Origin of the sequence: Wandonia haliotis (assembly GCF_039523435.1) — a bacterium.
GTDB classification, from domain to species: domain Bacteria; phylum Bacteroidota; class Bacteroidia; order Flavobacteriales_D; family Crocinitomicaceae; genus Wandonia; species Wandonia haliotis.
The window spans coordinates 44,305-61,573 of the sequence record NZ_BAAAFH010000021.1 but is presented as its reverse complement, the minus strand read 5'-3'; the positions used below and the strand labels follow the sequence as shown (position 1 = coordinate 61,573).

The window sequence follows — 17,269 nt, the reverse complement described above, 5'->3', positions numbered from 1 at the left end:
GAGATTTACTTCTAAAATTCATTTTATCATCTCCACCCCCACAATTCACATTCTCAATTTTCAACTTTAAATACGCACATGGTGCATACTCAAACGCTAAATCCGTCGCTTCTCCTACTGACCAGGTGTAACTACTTTTATTGATGTAACAAACTTCCTCCGAAAATTTCCCAACCTTTACCGTATATCGCCTGTTCTTATTGAATTTCTCGGTCAGAAACAAAACTCCTTCACTGTTCGTTTCTCCACTTTGAAAAAGCTCCGTTTTCGTTCCCGAAACCCCGTCAGAAACATTGAAAACTTCGTACACATTTATGTTCATATTAGCAACAGGCTCTCCCGTTACTACATTTTTTACACTTACCCGTAGTGTTTCTTTCTTCGTACATGAAAACAGAAACAACGAAATCAACAGATATGTAAACCACCTATTCATCAATAGTTGATTTCATAAGTAACATAATCTCCTGCAGGGTAATAAATAGTATCATAAAAAATCTCTGTAATTCCATTTCGTGTGACCTCCCAACGATAATACCTTTTTCCCATTGGAACTCTTGAATACCCCGCTGGAGCACCATCTGGCCCTCCGGGTGATTCCCAATAAACACAGCCAACGTGCTCCCACCCTACTCCACTCAATGAACCAATTTCATCTTGTCTGTATAACACCATTTTATCATCTTCTCCACTACAATTCACATTATTGATTATTAATTTAGAATATGAACATGGCGCATACTCAAACGCTAAATCCGTTGCTTCTCCTACTGACCAGGTGTATCCCATTCTATTGAGATAGCAATGTTCTTCCGGAAATTGTCCGACAAAAACCTCATACCTCCTGTTCTTATTAAACTTTTCGGTCACATACAACACACCCTCACTGTTAGTCTGGCCGCTGTAAAAATCCTTGGTTTTAGAACCCGATACACCATCCGACACATTAAATATTTCTACTATGCTAATCGTGTTACCAACAACAGGCTCTCCTGTTACTACATTTTTTACACTTATTTTTAATGTTTCCTTCTTCGTACATGAAAACAACAGCAAAACACTACATATACCAACTATTAATCGCATCACACTTTATTTATTGGACAATCATTCTGATGGTCTGTTTAACATATCCCTCTCTCAACCAAATTACAAAATAAACCCCGGAAGACAAATCATCTTTTCGGATTTCCAACTGTTTGCCCACAACAGGTCGAGCCAGCACCTGCTTACCCGAGAGGTTGGTGATCCGGATCTCGCCCCCGGTTTCCGGAAAATGAACGGTAAAGTTTCCTTCGTTCGGATTAGGGTAGAGTTGCATGCCTTCTATTGTCTCTTGCGGATGCATTACAAGCTCTTCTCGTACCACTTTCGCCTCTTCCCGCAAAGACTCGACAGTACTTTCCGGTTGCCCGCTTTTTGATACCGCCCGGGGACGGTCACACCCATCATCTCCTATAAACGCATGCCAGGTTGCTCCCTGTTGTACATGAAATGCCTCCCATCCCGATGCTACTTCTATGGATTCCCCAGCATATACCACCACATCTCCCGATGACTTAATGGTAAAATTGCCCATATTGGTTTTTGGAGTGACGTCGTAGCCTATGCGGATGGTTTTCTGCGCCTTGTACCAGGCTTTGTAGCGATAGTCCGGCAACCAGTTTATATGGTTCTCTCCGATCACTTTATTTTGCAGACATACCACATCGGCCTCTACTTCATTGAGGATAAAATCGCGCAAATACACCAGATAATTATCATTTATTGCATTATCCACATCAACAGACTTTTGCATTTTGATATGCTCATACGTGTAGGGATCTGCATAAACAGCTTCGAATGGAGTGATCTGGAAATGATTTGCAGGATTCCCCAAATGGGGGTAGCCGAAGATGTCAGATTTACCATCATCAGGGTCAAAATCAAACTCCTGATACATCAACCCATTGCTTTGCAAATTATAGGAGAGATTATTATTTTGCCAAAGAGTGGGGTTAATACCCAGTGCAGATACCGTAGGCATAAAAGAAATATTGCCTTTGTAGTGCTGCTGACCAAAAAAAGAAAAAGTAGGTACAAACCCGGAAAGCATCATAGGGATTGCTCCGGTAAAGAACTTGTCGTAAAACTCGTTTTTATAGCCCCCCTGTGCCATATCCAGGTCATACAATCCATTGGTTCTGTAAATCCGTTTTGTTGTAATGGGTATAATTCCCAAAAGCACATTAACATCATGGATATTCAGTGTTTCCTGCTGATTGCCATATTTGGAAGCATACAACCTTCTGAATTTGTGCATGAAACCGAAAGAAGTAGGCAAAAACATATTATCCTGACTAAACAGGTGATGCCCGGGATTCAGGCCGTATGCGTCGGTATAATTACTGGCATAACTCCCTACAGATACAGCTATGTTCCTCGTAAAAGCAGGAAACGTTTTACGCAAATCCTGTGTATGCGTATAATAATGTGTAAAGCCGTTTTCCAATTCATTTAAGAGATTTAGTCTTTCAGAAGTAGGTGCTGCATTTATATCCCAGAAATCTCCGGAAGTATTCGATAAATTTCCTGCTAGTATGTGATTAAATGCCATATCCTTTGATCCTTCGTCTCTTAAATAGGAGTATGCTATCATCGCAAGTATATTCATTTTCCGATCCAACTCGTAATAAGTTGCCTGTGCAAACATGGGAATATTAGCTCCATGGTGGGGTGAATCAAACGGAACATATAACCGCGTATGGTGATGGTCTAATCCGTAATGCATATGTTCTTTTTCCATCAACATCAGCGCATACCGGGCGTGCTGTCCGCCTGCACTAAAGCCCATCAAAATGTTCTCCCAGTGTTCTCCGGGATAATTGCCCGTCTTTTGGATATTGATAGAGCGAATAAACCTTGAAAGTTCGCGACCCGCTGTTTCAATGCTTGCATTACCCGGTTTTTCTTTCAAAAAGATGACGTCATATCCCATCTCCGAAAGCGTACTCAACAGGCTTTTGAAATCAAATTGGTCGTAGTAGTTATTCATGTGTACAGGCTGAATAGTTGGTCTGTAAGGCGGTGCTATAATAATCGGTCTTCTTATTTTATTACCGTTACCGCACCCATATTTAATTGCCACACGAAAATCAATTTCCAGACCTCTGTATGTATATTTAGTATCCCAGCGGTCTACTGCCCGGGGAGAAACCGTTTTCGTAGCACCGACATCAAGCGTAAGATAAAAACTGATCGTATCTACGACAAGTACCGCATCATCATAATAAGAAACCTCAGCCTGTGCTGTTAAAGAATCTGCATACCGGTAGTATTCTACCTGATTATTGACAGAGTCCAACGGCATAAAACCACTTCCTGTGTTAATACGGATCGAGGTTAACTCAATATCCGGGCTGGTAGACACAAAACGCGGATCATATTTAAGATAGGCTTTATCAAATCCATTGTCACTGTAAAACTCCAAAGCTGCTGCGCTCTTTAAAGTAACCTCCCGGTACAGTGTCGATTCGGGAACAACAGCCTGTAGCTTACCGTTATTATTTATCACTCCTCCATTCGCCACTATTGTTGAATCAAATGCGTTAACCTTGTGGATTACCAACGAAAAAGGAACGGTCAGAGATTCATCCACATCAGGTCCGGGATCGATACTTTCCATTTCCTGATAAAAATCAAAAATCGAAGTCACCACATCTGCTTTTGAAACGATCTCTGTCGTATCTACATGTGCATCAATAATTGCATCCAGCATCAATAGCCATGTCACTGCATTGTGTGTCTGATCGTATTTCCCCTGTATCTGTTCATATACATACGGGAAATCAGATAATGACCGTTCTATTAGTTTGCCATTGTATGTGTTTTCATCCAGTTCACTAAAAACCTCCTGGATGGTCGTTCGCAAGTCATCCGTAAAAATCGTGTCCGTTTGTGCACGCATCGAGAGCGTCGCCAGACAGAAAATAAACAAGCCCAAGTATCTCATAACTGCCTATTTTGTTTCGGATTGTTCCAATGCCTTTTCCAACTCAGTTATGCGTTTATTCTGTTCAATTAAATAGAGGGTCAGTTCTTCCACTTTTTCCATTAACATACGATTGGATTCGGCAAGATTCAATCCATCCTCCTCCAGTTCTTCAGCAGAAGGAACATTGGGTAAGTGTCCGTTTTCCTTTATAAAAGACTCTACTTCATGCAGGGGAAGCAAAGTATATTCCTTTTTGAAAACGTAATCCGGCCAATTCTGCATATCCACTTTTATTTCGCGCGCCCGCAGCATTCCGCTGTTATCCAGTTGCAAAAGTTTACGCTCAGCATTTTCTACCAGCAGCAGGCGGGCAGATGTATTTGTAGTAGATGTACGCACATGTAAATCAGCCGCTGCCGGACTGTTTCCACTACTTATGAGCAATCTTTCTCTAAACCGACCGCTCTTGGCAACATCCAGATTGAACATCGGACTATTTGTTCCAATACCAACATTCGCACACGTTGTATATATATTCCCCAAATCAAACTCACCTCCGCCTAACTGTGCAGCAGAAACAGAAGCCCATGTCGGTCTTGTCTCGTGGAAACAAAGACGGGGTTCGTACGGCAAACCGATATAGTCGGAATATACCATACGCTTCACCATACCATTACTGTCTTTCACAATTATATCCGGATGTATATCCTTCTCACCAATTAACGGAACCTCTTTCAGGTATAATGTATCAAAAAATTGCACCTGTCCCATAACCTCTGCCGATCCGGTAACGTATAAATTCCCGTCTACTTTCAGGTGCTCCTGTGCACGTATCGTTCCGTCTACTTCCAGTTTTTCAGACGGATTTTGGACACCCACCCCTACATTTCCCGAAGAAGTAATCCGCAACCGCTCTTCACTATTGGTCTTTACTTTTAAATCACTCGCATTAATCGTTCCGATAAAGTCACTCGTATCTGTTGCATTTCCCTGACGATCCCATTTCGGATTGGTTTCAGTAGTGTTTTCCTGAGAATAAATTGATAAACAGCTCGTTAACAAAACAAGGCAAAAGGTAATTCGTTTCATACCGCTTAAGTTGTAATTACATTAAAAAATTAGTTGCGGACAAATATAGTATTCTTTTCTCAAAATACTAAAAATCAACACCAAAAAAGTAAAATAAAGTTTACATAAACGATTATGTGTGCTGTACGTACAAAAAAAGAATTACCAAAATGAACCTTCCCGTTTCTCAGGTGTACTTAGGCATGATTTCTGTATACTAACAAGAATAGTGTAACTTTGACAAACGAAACTGATTGATATGAAAAGCTTCTCTTTCCGATTTTCGCTGGTAGCGATTGTTTTTTCTTTGTTATTAATGTCCAACAAGTGTAAAAAGGACACCGTGGATATGACTCCCACTGATTCGGAGGTTCCTTCCAAAATAGAAATGAATTTTCAGGGAGATTATTCGGAACTGTGGCGTCAGGCAGATTCACTTGAAAAAAAGGGTCTTTACCGATCCGCTCTTGCAGTGGTTCAGACCATTGACCAAAAAGCCGGGCAGGATAAGAATATTCCCGAACAGGTCAAAGCATTGATTCATATCGTGAAGTTCAGCTCGTATTTCGAAGAAGAAGATCAGGTAAAGGCTATCGCCCAAATGCAACAACGTATTGAGAAAGCAGAAGCCCCGCTGAAACAAATTCTTCATTCGGTTACAGCGCAGTTGTATTGGAATTACTTCCAGAATAATCGTTGGAAGTTTATGAATCGCACAGCTACGGAATCCTTTGATCAATCCGATATTCGTACATGGGATTTGACAAAACTTTCCCGTGAGGTCAGAGATCATTTTCTTCTTTCGTTAAGCGCAGCGGATACACTAAAAGGCATTCGGATAGACAAATTCAGCGCGATACTTTCTAATGCAGAAAAAAAGCCAGTATTGTTGCCAACACTTTATGATTTTCTCGCTTATGAGGCATTGGATTTCTTTGAATCAGCCAGTTTCCAGTTACATCGTCCTATTGAAGAATTTACCGTTAATGATGCGCGACATTTTGCAACAAATGATGTATTCACACAGTTGGAGTTTTCAACTCCCGATTCACTGGCAACGGTTTATTATGCCTTTGTTATTCATCGTGATCTGGCGCGTTTTCACAGCAAAGATCAGGAACCATCCACACGCATACAAACCACGCTTCGCCGGTTGAATTTTGCCCGTTCTCATTCTACGCATCCCGAAAAAGAGAACTTCTATTTTGCAGCTCTGGCAAAACTTGCTGAAGAATATCCCAGTCACCCTTTCACATCGGAGACAAATTATAACATTGCTCTTTTTCTGAATCAACGGGGGGATACCTATACAAAAGACAATGACACGTTCCGTCTGGACAAGAAAAAAGCACTTCAATTGTGCGAAGAAACCATCACGAAATTTCCGGAGGCTACCGGAGCCAATTGGTGTGCAGCTCTAAAAAGTCAGATTCTCAGCAAAGAGGTTACCCTGCAAACGGATCTCGCTATATATCCGGGAGCTTCCAATAAACTGAAAATAAATTATCGGAACATCGACTCCCTTTATTTCCGCGTAGCTCGAATAGACTGGGATTTTTTCATTAAAAACCGTACGTACGGAAAAGAGTTGATTCACGAATTGACCAAACTTCCGGTTGAAAAATCATGGTCTGTACAATTACGGGATTTTGAGGATTATCAAAATCATTCGGTATTGACAGCTATTGAACAAATACCTCAGGGACATTATGTGTTACTGAGCTCTCCAACCGCTGACTTCCGGGAAGAAAACAATGCCATCGCCTATGCCGGATTTTATGCTACCGAATTATCTGTACTAACGAAAGATGATCCAGATGGGAACAAAGTATATACTGTTCTCAACCGAAAAACAGGAGTCCCCATAAAAGGAGCTACTATTCAGGTTTATGAGTACAATTACGGCTATTCATCCCGTTCTTATCAATTGAAAAAAGCAGAAAAATTATCCACTGACGCCGAGGGAAGTGCCGTATTAAAATCAAGCGGAAAGTATCGAAATATTTACATCCACGTCAGTTCCGGAAAAGATGAATTCTCTGACGCTACCCGTCATTATCTGTCTCGCAGATACGAAGAAAAGGAGCAGACAAAGTATACCACGAACCTTTTCACAGACCGTAAAATTTATCGTCCGGGACAAAAAATCTACTTCAAAGGAATCCTGATGAAGCACACCGGAGATCTTCATGAAATACAACCCAACACGACCGGAAAGGTAGAGTTCTATGATGCCAACTATCAGAAAGTTGCTGAAATGAAGTATACTTCCAATGCCTTTGGTTCTTTCAGCGGAGAGTTTGAAGCCCCTAAGGGTATGCTGAACGGAACCATGCATATCAAAAATGCAAATCGCGGAGCGGTGTATTTTTCGGTAGAGGATTACAAACGACCCAAATTTGAGGTCAGTACCCTACCCCTTGAAGGCGCTTATAAAATCGGAGAAAAAGTAACCGTAAAAGGAGAAGCCAAAAACTTTGCCGGATCGGTTGTTGACGGAGCCAAAGTAAGCTATCGTGTTACCCGAACTATGCGCTACCCGGTATGGAAGTTCTATCGTGGAAGCTATTTTGGAGCGCCGGATCAGGAAATTACAAACGGAAGTACGGAAACGAATGACAAAGGTGAGTTCACCATTATATTTGATGCCAAAAAAGATCCAAAAGCACAAAGCCAGTATTCGCCCATATATAACTATACGGTTACGATAGATGTTACGGATATTACCGGAGAAACGCAGTCCACTACCCAAACTGTTGCCGTGGCAGAGCATGCGATGGAGCTTAGTTTCGGAATCAGCGAAACCGTCAACCGGACGAAACGCTCTGTTTTTGCTTTAAAAAGCACTAATCTAAACGGACAAAAAGTTTCTGCAACCGGAACTGTTACCATTCATAAACTTTCGGAACCGGGTCAACTGTTTAAACCCAATCAGGAATATGTAACTGATTATTCGGAGCTTTCCGAAAGCGAACTTCGCGAACAGTTCCCGTATGATGATTTTAAGGAAGCGCGGTTGCCGGAAAACCTGAAGCGAGAGCAGCAGATCTTCTCAACCTCTTTTTCAACTGCTGAAAGTGATTCAATTCACCTGAATGGAATGGAAAAATGGAAAACCGGACGCTACGTACTCGAAGCAAAGTCGATTGATGCCTTTGGCGTAGAGGTAAAGACCGTTACCTATTTCACCTTGTATGATACAGGCGAAAAGACAGCTCCTACAAACGAATTCTGGTGGGTACATGCTGAAAAAACGAGTTGTGAACCGGGAGAAACTGCCGAGTTCATCATTGCATCGGCTGCCAATGCTACACAAGTGTTCGTTGAAGCAGAAGGTAAAACAGGCGTTTTCTTTAAAAAACGAATCGTATTGTCCAACGAGCAGCAGGTGATCCGCATTCCTGTAAAAGAAGAACACCGCGGGAACTTTGCTGTACGTTTTTCCGGAGTTAAAGAAGGGGTTTTCTACAGCCAGCAATTCAGTGTACTGGTTCCGCATTCCAATAAGAAACTGGATGTCACTTTTGAAACATTCCGGAATAAACTGCTTCCTGGACAGAAAGAAGAATGGAAAGTAAAAATCAAAGGCCCTAAAGGCGAAAAAGTAGCAGCAGAAATGTTAGCTGCTATGTATGACGCTTCTCTGGATCAGTTTGCAGCCAATTCCTTCTCTATGTCGGTATTTGGGCAATTCTATCCCCGATCGGCCTGGTCCAGTACTTCTTTCGGATCGGAAACGGCATATATATACGAAAACGAGTGGAACAAAATTCTTTCACCTTCGGCACGTCCGTTCCCTCATTTGAACTGGTTCGGATATAGTAGCTCACATTATCTTTATTCTCTTAGAGGTCAAACCAGAAAAGTAGAACTGGAAGAAGTTTCTATTATGGCAGACTCTGCCGCTCCACAACGGGAAAAGGCGGAAAGAGACGACAATGGAGGCGGAAGGACAGAACTCAATGAAAAAGAAAATAGCGGTGCTCAACAAGATGATGACAAAGACGCTGCTTCACCGACGACTCAGATTCGTACAAACCTGAATGAGACGGCTTTCTTCTATCCACACCTTCGAACAAATGATAAGGGAGAAGTTCTAATCAGCTTTACCATTCCGGAAGCACTTACGCGATGGAAGTTTATCAGTATGGCACACACCAAAGATTTAAAAACGGGATTCCTCACCGAAGAAATTGTTACACAGAAAGATTTGATGATCTTGCCTAACCCACCTCGTTTTATGCGCGAAGGGGATCAAATGACATTTACGGCAAAAGTTTCTAATCTTTCCGACAAAGAATTGAAGGGTACTGCTAAACTGGAACTGTTTGACGCATTAACCATGCAACCGGTAACACAGGCTTTTGGATTGACAGCAAACACCTCTTCATTCTCCGTAACAGCAAAACAAAGCGCTTTACTTGCGTGGAAGATAAACGTGCCTTCTGACATGGGAGCTGTTGTTTATCGCGTTTCTGCAACTGCCGGTCAATTCAGCGACGGAGAAGAAAATGCGCTTCCTGTATTATCCAACCGGATGTTAGTAACTGAAAGTCTTCCGTTACCTTCGAAAGGAATTGGAAGCCGATTGTTTACGCTTGATAAACTCCTCCAATCCGGGCAATCCAATACGCTAAGCCATTACCAGTTGACATTGGAATACACTTCAAATCCGGCCTGGTATGCTGTTCAGGCAATGCCCTACATGATGGAGTACCCCTACGAATGTGCCGAGCAAATTTTCACGCGTTATTACGCCAACGCATTGGCTACAGAAGTGGCTAATTCTAACCCGAAAATCAAGCAGGTATTTGATACCTGGAAAAACAGCTCTCCGGATGCATTCTTGTCCAATTTGGAGAAAAATCAGGAACTAAAATCACTCCTGCTGGAAGAGACGCCATGGGTAATGAGCGCCCATAAAGAGTCAGAACGCAAAAAACGGATTGGTTTACTATTCGACCTGAATCGTATGTCGGGAGAACTAAAAGTAGCCATCCGAAAACTGGAAAAAATGCAGGTATCCAATGGTGCGTGGCCCTGGTTCCCCGGGATGCCGGAAAACCGTTATATCACGCAACATATTGTAACCGGTCTTGGTCATCTGGATCGTCTGGGAGTTAAAGATGTCCGTAAAGACCATACGATATGGAATATGACACGTAAAGCTATAGGGTATCTGGATGAACGTATCATAGAAGATCTGGAACGTGTTAAAAAACACAATCCAAAGACCTATTTAACGGAACAACATATTTCGCAAACTCAGCTACAGTATCTGTATGCACGTAGCTACTTCCCCGAGATTCCGGTTACTGATAAACTTCAGGAAGCACACGCGTACTACCTGAAACAAATGCAGAATTACTGGTTGAAATTCAGTATTCAGTCGCAGGCAATGATCGCCTTGACAGCTCATCGTTTTGCCGTTCAGAATTTCCCGGAACAGGTACTTGCCTCGTTAAAAGAACGTGCCCTCATGAGTGATGAAATGGGAATGTACTGGAAAGATAACGCCGGAGGTTACTACTGGTATCAGGCACCTATCGAAACACAGGCTTTGTTGATTGAGGCCTTTGATGAAGTTACGAAAGATGTCGCAGCTGTAGAAGAAATGAAAGTCTGGTTGTTAAAGCAAAAGCAAACGACTGACTGGAAAACAACCAAAGCCACGGCAAACGCAGTGTATGCTTTACTTATGCGGGGAACAGATCTTCTTGCCAACGAAGAAACCGTTCAGATTGAAGTGGGTGGAAAACGGGTTGATCCATCTGCAACCGGACAACAATCAGAAGCGGGAACCGGCTATTTCAAAACCAGTTGGCAAGACGAAGAGATCCGTCCGGAAATGGGACAGGTAAAAGTAACCCGTACAACAGAAGGTGTAAGCTGGGGAGCATTGTACTGGCAGTATTTTGAGGATTTGGATAAAATCACTCCGCACGCTACTCCATTGCAACTCGAAAAGAAATTATTCCTGGTAAAACGAACTTCTTCCGGAGAAGTAATGACCCCGGTTTCAGACCAGACTACTCTAAATCCGGGAGATAAGATCCGGGTACGGATTGTACTTCGCACAGATCGTGATCTGGAGTATGTACACATGAAAGACATGAGGGCTGCAGGTGTCGAACCGGTTAATGTATTCTCTCAATACAAATACCAGGGAGGCATTGGTTATTACGAAAGTACGCGTGATGCCGCAACCAATTTCTTCATTGATTATCTGCGCAAAGGAACCTACGTTTTTGAATACGATGTACGCGCCAACCTTGCAGGAGATTTCTCCAACGGTATTACAACTATTCAGTGTATGTATGCTCCTGAGTTTACTTCGCACAGCAAGGGAATTCGTTTGAAGATAAAATAATGAAACACACGGGTATTGACACTAATTATAAAACAACTAAAATGAATACACTTAAACTTATAGCTTGTCTGCTGATTATAGCAAATAGCTCATTTGGACAAGTTTCGGGAAATATAAATTATCAAAATCAGGTACGGTATTCAGATAACAACATAAATGTTAGTCTGAGCGGTAATTCTGACCTCATCATCAGCGTAAAAGGTTTGGCAAACATAAAAGCCGACAGCTATGTTGCGATTTTTACTGTAACCCAAGTAGGCGAAACAACGACTGAGGTCAATGAACTACTGAACAAAAGAGTGAATGCGGTTTTGAGTGAAATATCCAATAAACCGGATATTGAGACGTATGTTGATATGGTTTCATTTGTACCTGTTTATGAATATGAAGTAGAGAAAAAGATTTTCAGCAGCAAAACCTACAATGAAATTCCTGTGGGTTTTGAACTGAAAAAAAACCTGCATGTCAAATATAAAAGTCCCGATTTTCTAAATGAGTTAATTTCAATTTGTACAAATTCAGAGATTTATGATTTAGTTCGTGTCGATTACTTTTCGAACAATCTGGAGCAAACAAAATCGGATTTAATGAAAAAAGCCAAGACAATCCTCTCAGAAAAAATCGCGAACCTTCAGGGGATTTTAGGAACTGATTTAACTACGCATGAAAAACAGATAGCAGATGATTACCGGATCGTTTATCCTGTCGAAATGTACAAGTCGTATCAAGCTTATTCATCTTCTTCCCTAAACTTGAAGAAATCAGCCAACATAAATCAAGCTGATAAAGCTACCACTCTTTATTACCAACCAATCATCGACAAGGAGTTTGATTTTGTAATGAACCCGGCAATTCTGGAACCCGTCATTCAGGTAATGTATGAAATAAAGTACCGGGTTTATCAAGAGAAAGAAGCTAAATCTGATAAAGAATATATTTTGGTGACACCAAATGGTGATTTGAAGCCGATAAACGTAAATAACTGATTAAAAGTAACGATTGTTAATCGTGTATGAGCACCATGTGGAGGCTTGTACTTAACCCGTGAATAGCTTTCTTTGTAGCTACAAGAGAAAATATAACACACATTTTCAGGGTGTTTTCTACGATTTTAGTATCTTGACTAGCGCAAATCAAAAAACATAAAATTACTCTATGAAAAAAGTAAAATTGATTACTCTCGGGCTGTTACTGGCTGGTACTACTGCACTCACAGGTTGTAAAAAAGAAGGCTGCATTGATGCTAACGCTGTAAATTATGATTCAGAAGCCAAAAAAGATGATAATTCCTGTAAATACGAGGGGCGTGTTGTGTTTTGGCATGGACAGGAAACTGCCCAGAATTTGTCATTCACTGGTACAACCTCTCTTCTTTATTATGTAAACGATGAGTTGGTTGGCTCATCCGCAGCTTCAACATACTGGACAGGAGCTCCGAGTTGTGGGACGGATGGAACAGTAACTGATACGAAGGATCTCGGAATTGCAAAAAATAAAGGCTACTCTTACCGTGTAGATAACCAAAGTGGGTTCACAATTTGGTCAGGCACAGTAAATTATACGGCTAATAATTGTGAAGCTGTAGAACTTTCACTCTGATACTTCAACAAAAATACAGAAAGCTGTTGCCTTTTGGTAACAGCTTTTTTATTTAGAAAAGGTTTACCCGTTGCAGAAGTTCACTCTTATTAGATTCACTCAGTGGAATTTCTTTCCCACTGATTGTTACAGATTTAGGCTCTATTTTTTCTATTTTTTCCAGATTAACCAAAAAAGAACGGTGAATACGCATAAAATTATTTCCGGAAAATTTTTGCTCAACACTCTTTAAGGTCTGACTGACAATATGTTTTCCGGATCCTGTATGAATAACACTGTAGTTATCCAGTGCTTCCACATACAAAATATCACCAAAATCTAACCGGACAAAAGCATGCTTATCTTTTAAGAAAAAAGATGAGTTTACGGACGATGGTGACTCACTTTTCTCATTTCCTATTTCTCCGTCGTAGTAATTAAATAAAGCTATTCCGATTGTAGTTTCCAGATCCTTCAATGTATAGGGTTTCACAATAAATCCGGCCGGTCGCGTATAGCGGACTCGTTCCAGTGTTTTTGCATCCGTATTTGAAGAAATAAAAATCAGGGGTATGCTATACAACCTGTTCACCTGATTGGCTAAATCTATTCCATCCAAAGCTCCGTGGATGTTAATATCCAGTAACAGTAAATCAATCGTATTATTTGCCTGCAAAAGATCCAGTGTCTCGGCCGCTTCATCGGCAATGAATGCAATCTGGTAGCCCAAATCTTCAAGCGATTGTGCCAGATGATCTGCGATCAGGGCTTCATCTTCTACAATACCAATCCTGATGGGTGTTGAATTATTCAATTATTCTGTACTTTTTTATGTTGAACCTGAATGCTGTGCCGCCGTTCGTTTCAATAGTCAGCTCTGCTTTCAATTGTCGGCACAACGAATTTATCATTTTCATTCCAAACGAGGTCGAAGTCGAATCCGGCGTTGTTCTATCCATACCAACACCATCATCTGTTAGTATCAACTCCAACACTTCTTCTTTTTTCCGGAACCGGATAGTGATAGTACCCGAATCTCTATCCTGAAAAGCATATTTCATCGCATTGGTAACCACTTCGGTAACAATTAACCCTATTGGTATACTCGTGTCAATATGCAGTGCAACCGGCTCAATCTCTGTTCTAAGAACAATGGTTTGCTCCTTTTTCATCGATTGCAGAATACCCTCACATAACTGCTTCAGGTATTCATCCATCCGGATACCATTAATGTTCTCTTTTGTATACAGTTTCTGATGAATCAAAGACATGGATTGCACCCTGTGTCTACTGTCTTCAATCGCCTTAAGTGCTTTTTCATCACTTAGATTACGCGCCTGAAGATCCAGAATGCTGCTAATCAGTTGCAGGTTGTTTTTGACACGATGATGTACCTCTCCTATCATCATTTCTTTCTGGTGAAGGTTTTCCTGTATTGCCGCATTTCTTTCTTCCAGCAGGACTTCATTTCTTTTCTTAACCCGATATGCAAAATAGAGAACACTCAGCAAAAAAAATGCCGCCAGTGTTATTCCCACAAACAAATTCCTCTGCCGTGTTTTTTCCTCAAGATCCCGATCTTTTTGCTGACGGATTTTTTCCAGCTCCTGTTTTTCCAATTCCTGCTGCGCTATAACTTTGTCCTTCTTTTCGGACTCATACAATTCCTGCATTTGGGCAATCCGTAGGTTTTTATCTTCATTTACCAATGAATCACGTAAGTCTGTGTACTTTTTCTGATGGATATATGCCTGTTTATACTCTCCCTTCCCGGCGTACAAATCTGCTAACATTTCAAACCCGTATTGTAACCGTTCACGGGCCCCGCTTTTCTCTGCCAGTTCAATTGCTTTTTTCGTGTGAAGAATTGCCAGATCTATCTTTCCGGATTCAAAATAACAATTGGCCAAACTGTAATGGGTGGTAAATTTTATTTCCGGATTACTAAGGTTTCTGCTATACGTCAATGATCGTTCGTACGTCCGAATTGCTTTTGCGTACTCTTTTTCAGCAAACTCAAGTTTCCCTATGTTATTAAGTACGCTCGCTATTCCGGAAGAATCGTTCAGTGATTCGTATACTTCCCTCGCTTCACTATACATGGAAAGTGCCTGAGGAAAACTATCAATATACGTATAAACAACACCGATATTAATCAAGGTACCGGCCACACCTTCTGGATCTTTTCGTTTCCGGTCTTCTTCCAACGAAAGGTTATAATATTCCAGTGCTTTCTTGTAATTGTACTGATAAAAATAAGCGATCCCCAGGTTATTGTATGAAAAGGAAAGGTCTTCGGGATACGCTCCCTCCTGTATACGAATTGCTTGTAATAACAACTCAATGGCTTTGTCCGAATTTCCTTTCAGATCTTCCAATACTCCCCTATACGAATACAGGCGAGCTTCTTCTTTTTTGAACTTTTCCTGAATGGCCGTTTCTGTATAGTTAGAAAGTAATTGATAGACACTATCCGGACTCTCATACCGCATCGACCAGGCATCTTCAATTTTCTGATGCAGATCAGATTGAGCAATACTCTGAATCACTCCCCCAATTAACACTGTAAAAAACAGCAGGATTCTTTTCATGTACAGTCCCTTGTGCGTCCGGGTAAATATACTAGATATTTTGACGCAGGAAAAAAATGATTCAGAATACCGGGAAATCCTATATGGGTTTTCCCGGCTATCCCTACTCAGCTACTCCTAACTGAATTGATTTTAGTGGTAGTTGCAGTAATCTATCTGTACAAGAATTCTTTACAATAGTAAGCAGCATACAACAATCCTACAATTCTATTTGGTCAACACACGTATTTTATGAGTAAAACCCTGTTTTCATTTAGGGAGGGAAAATCCTGTAAATAATCAGGAAGACCCAAAGGCCTTCCTGATCCACAAACAACTGCATTCCGCCGGAGCGGCAGAACTACTCTACTACCGTCTTAACTATCGGATCGGGGTTCTACCTGATTCCAATTAGTCTTTCGTTGGCGACACGAATATATGAAAACATTTTACAAAAATATGAAATTAATTGTAATTATTTTTTTACTAAAAATCGGAGACAACGCAAAATAACTCCATAATTACAGGATTTAAATTATAATTTCAAAATCATTTTATTACACAAAAACGTAAAAAACCTATCTTTTAACTCCCTTCATTAGCTATTTCGCTTTTCCAGCCTATTTTTATTCGCACGACTCATTTCTTTAAAAGAAAAAGCTAAATTTGTACATCTAATTTAGATTTAGACTAAATAATAATAACAAAATTATAATGCTGATAATTCATTTCAAAATTCCGATCTTTATAGATCAACTCTCTCAAAAGAGTACTGGAATTTTTTAGTAACGAAAGGACCTATGGAACATAATCATCACAGTCACAACCATCACCACTCGACCGGGAACGGGATGAAAACCGCTTTTTGGCTCAATGCAAGTTTTACTGTTTTGGAGCTGGTCGGAGGAATTTTATCGAATTCAACAGCTATCATCACGGATGCAATCCACGACTTTGGAGACACTATTGCTATCGGAAGTGGCGTCTGGCTCGAAAAGCTCTCTAAAAAGGGGAGAAATCCAACTTATAGTTATGGTTTTAAGCGTTTCTCACTTCTCTCCGCCATTCTGTTATCCGGATTTCTGTTAACCGGCTCTTCCATTATGCTCGTGAAATCTGCTCTGGACCTCTTCTCACCCAAAGTGGTAGACGACCAACTTATGTTGGCTATGGCAGTTATCGGAATTGTAGTAAATGGCATTGGTTTCTGGCGCATCTACAAAGAAGAGCGCAACCATGGGAATAATTCCAAAGCTGTTATGCTACATTTACTGGAAGACGTATTAGGATGGGTAGCCGTACTCATCGGAAGTATTATTATTTATTTTACAGGCTGGTACTGGATAGACCCGCTACTGTCCATTCTCATTGCACTTTTTATTATTTCACGTACAATTCCCAACCTTGTAGCATCAGCAAAAATCTTTCTCCAGGCAGTTCCGGATGATGTGTTAGTAGAAAATATTCAAAATGAAATTCTTTCAGTAAACGGAGTACATACGATCCATGATGTCCATATCTGGACAATGGACGGAGATTATCATGTAATGAGTTTGCATATTGTACTGGAAGAAAAAAATGCAGAGAAAGAAGAATCCATCCTTCAGCAAGTCGTCAGTATTGCCGAAAAATATAATGTAAAACATCCCACCGTTCAATTTGAAGCGAACAACTACAACTGCCGTTTTGTAGATTGTTAAACACCAAAAA

At 40.8% G+C, this 17,269-nt stretch carries 9 protein-coding genes and 1 pseudogene; 4 read left to right on the top strand and 6 right to left on the bottom strand.

Going from position 1 to position 17,269, the window contains the following annotated elements:
* The 4 genes and pseudogenes from ABDZ97_RS12785 to ABDZ97_RS12770 form a co-directional block, all read right to left on the bottom strand.
* Positions 1–436 (bottom strand): annotated as a pseudogene (locus tag ABDZ97_RS12785) (hypothetical protein); the annotation flags it as partial.
* Entirely contained in the window at positions 436–1,086 is a 651-nt protein-coding gene (locus ABDZ97_RS12780) for a hypothetical protein (protein ID WP_343788270.1), read from the bottom strand. The pseudogene ABDZ97_RS12785 and the gene ABDZ97_RS12780, both read right to left, overlap by 1 nt.
* Positions 1,087–1,096: 10 nt before the next feature.
* A complete protein-coding gene (locus ABDZ97_RS12775) occupies positions 1,097–3,991 on the bottom strand; it encodes a T9SS type A sorting domain-containing protein (RefSeq protein WP_343788268.1) in 2,895 nt (964 codons plus the stop codon).
* A 6-nt stretch (positions 3,992–3,997) separates the two neighbouring features.
* The gene (locus ABDZ97_RS12770) at positions 3,998–5,062 is read right to left on the bottom strand and encodes a hypothetical protein (RefSeq protein ID WP_343788266.1); all 1,065 of its coding nucleotides are present in this window, start codon (positions 5,060–5,062) and stop codon (positions 3,998–4,000) included.
* A gap of 238 nt (positions 5,063–5,300) precedes the next feature.
* Here ABDZ97_RS12770 and ABDZ97_RS12765 point away from each other — a divergent pair, with 238 nt between their 5' ends.
* From ABDZ97_RS12765 to ABDZ97_RS12755, 3 genes are all read left to right on the top strand, one after another.
* Positions 5,301–11,411 (top strand): alpha-2-macroglobulin family protein, encoded by a 6,111-nt coding sequence (locus ABDZ97_RS12765; protein WP_343788264.1) that lies wholly within the window; start codon positions 5,301–5,303, stop codon positions 11,409–11,411.
* Positions 11,412–11,452: 41 nt separating this feature from the next.
* On the top strand, positions 11,453–12,397 hold the full coding sequence (locus ABDZ97_RS12760) for an SIMPL domain-containing protein (protein WP_343788262.1): 945 nt from the start codon (positions 11,453–11,455) through the stop codon (positions 12,395–12,397).
* 169 nt (positions 12,398–12,566) lie between these two features.
* Complete coding sequence (locus tag ABDZ97_RS12755) at positions 12,567–13,010, top strand: hypothetical protein (RefSeq protein WP_343788260.1); 444 nt, start codon at positions 12,567–12,569, stop codon at positions 13,008–13,010.
* A gap of 52 nt (positions 13,011–13,062) precedes the next feature.
* Here ABDZ97_RS12755 and ABDZ97_RS12750 read toward each other — a convergent pair whose 3' ends face one another.
* Positions 13,063–13,803 (bottom strand): LytR/AlgR family response regulator transcription factor, encoded by a 741-nt coding sequence (locus tag ABDZ97_RS12750; protein ID WP_343788258.1) that lies wholly within the window; start codon positions 13,801–13,803, stop codon positions 13,063–13,065.
* Positions 13,796–15,580 carry a tetratricopeptide repeat protein gene (locus tag ABDZ97_RS12745; RefSeq protein ID WP_343788256.1) on the bottom strand — a complete coding sequence of 595 codons (1,785 nt, stop codon included), beginning with the start codon at positions 15,578–15,580 and terminating at the stop codon, positions 13,796–13,798. Before ABDZ97_RS12745 ends, ABDZ97_RS12750 begins: the two co-directional genes overlap by 8 nt.
* Before the next feature lie 779 nt (positions 15,581–16,359).
* Between ABDZ97_RS12745 and ABDZ97_RS12740 the strand changes: the two genes are divergently transcribed.
* Complete coding sequence (locus ABDZ97_RS12740; protein ID WP_343788254.1) at positions 16,360–17,259, top strand: cation diffusion facilitator family transporter; 900 nt, start codon at positions 16,360–16,362, stop codon at positions 17,257–17,259.
* The last annotated feature ends 10 nt before the right edge of the window (positions 17,260–17,269 follow it).

Excerpts from the sequence above, each read along its gene's own strand:
- ABDZ97_RS12765 (WP_343788264.1), top strand. The coding sequence starts at position 5,301 with ATGAAAAGCTTCTCTTTCCGATTTTCGCTGGTAGCGATTGTTTTTTCT.
- ABDZ97_RS12740 (WP_343788254.1), top strand. The coding sequence starts at position 16,360 with ATGGAACATAATCATCACAGTCACAACCATCACCACTCGACCGGGAAC.
- ABDZ97_RS12745 (WP_343788256.1), bottom strand. The coding sequence starts at position 15,580 with ATGAAAAGAATCCTGCTGTTTTTTACAGTGTTAATTGGGGGAGTGATT.
- ABDZ97_RS12770 (WP_343788266.1), bottom strand. The coding sequence starts at position 5,062 with ATGAAACGAATTACCTTTTGCCTTGTTTTGTTAACGAGCTGTTTATCA.
- ABDZ97_RS12780 (WP_343788270.1), bottom strand. The coding sequence starts at position 1,086 with ATGCGATTAATAGTTGGTATATGTAGTGTTTTGCTGTTGTTTTCATGT.
- ABDZ97_RS12755 (WP_343788260.1), top strand. The coding sequence starts at position 12,567 with ATGAAAAAAGTAAAATTGATTACTCTCGGGCTGTTACTGGCTGGTACT.
- ABDZ97_RS12760 (WP_343788262.1), top strand. The coding sequence starts at position 11,453 with ATGAATACACTTAAACTTATAGCTTGTCTGCTGATTATAGCAAATAGC.
- ABDZ97_RS12775 (WP_343788268.1), bottom strand. The coding sequence starts at position 3,991 with ATGAGATACTTGGGCTTGTTTATTTTCTGTCTGGCGACGCTCTCGATG.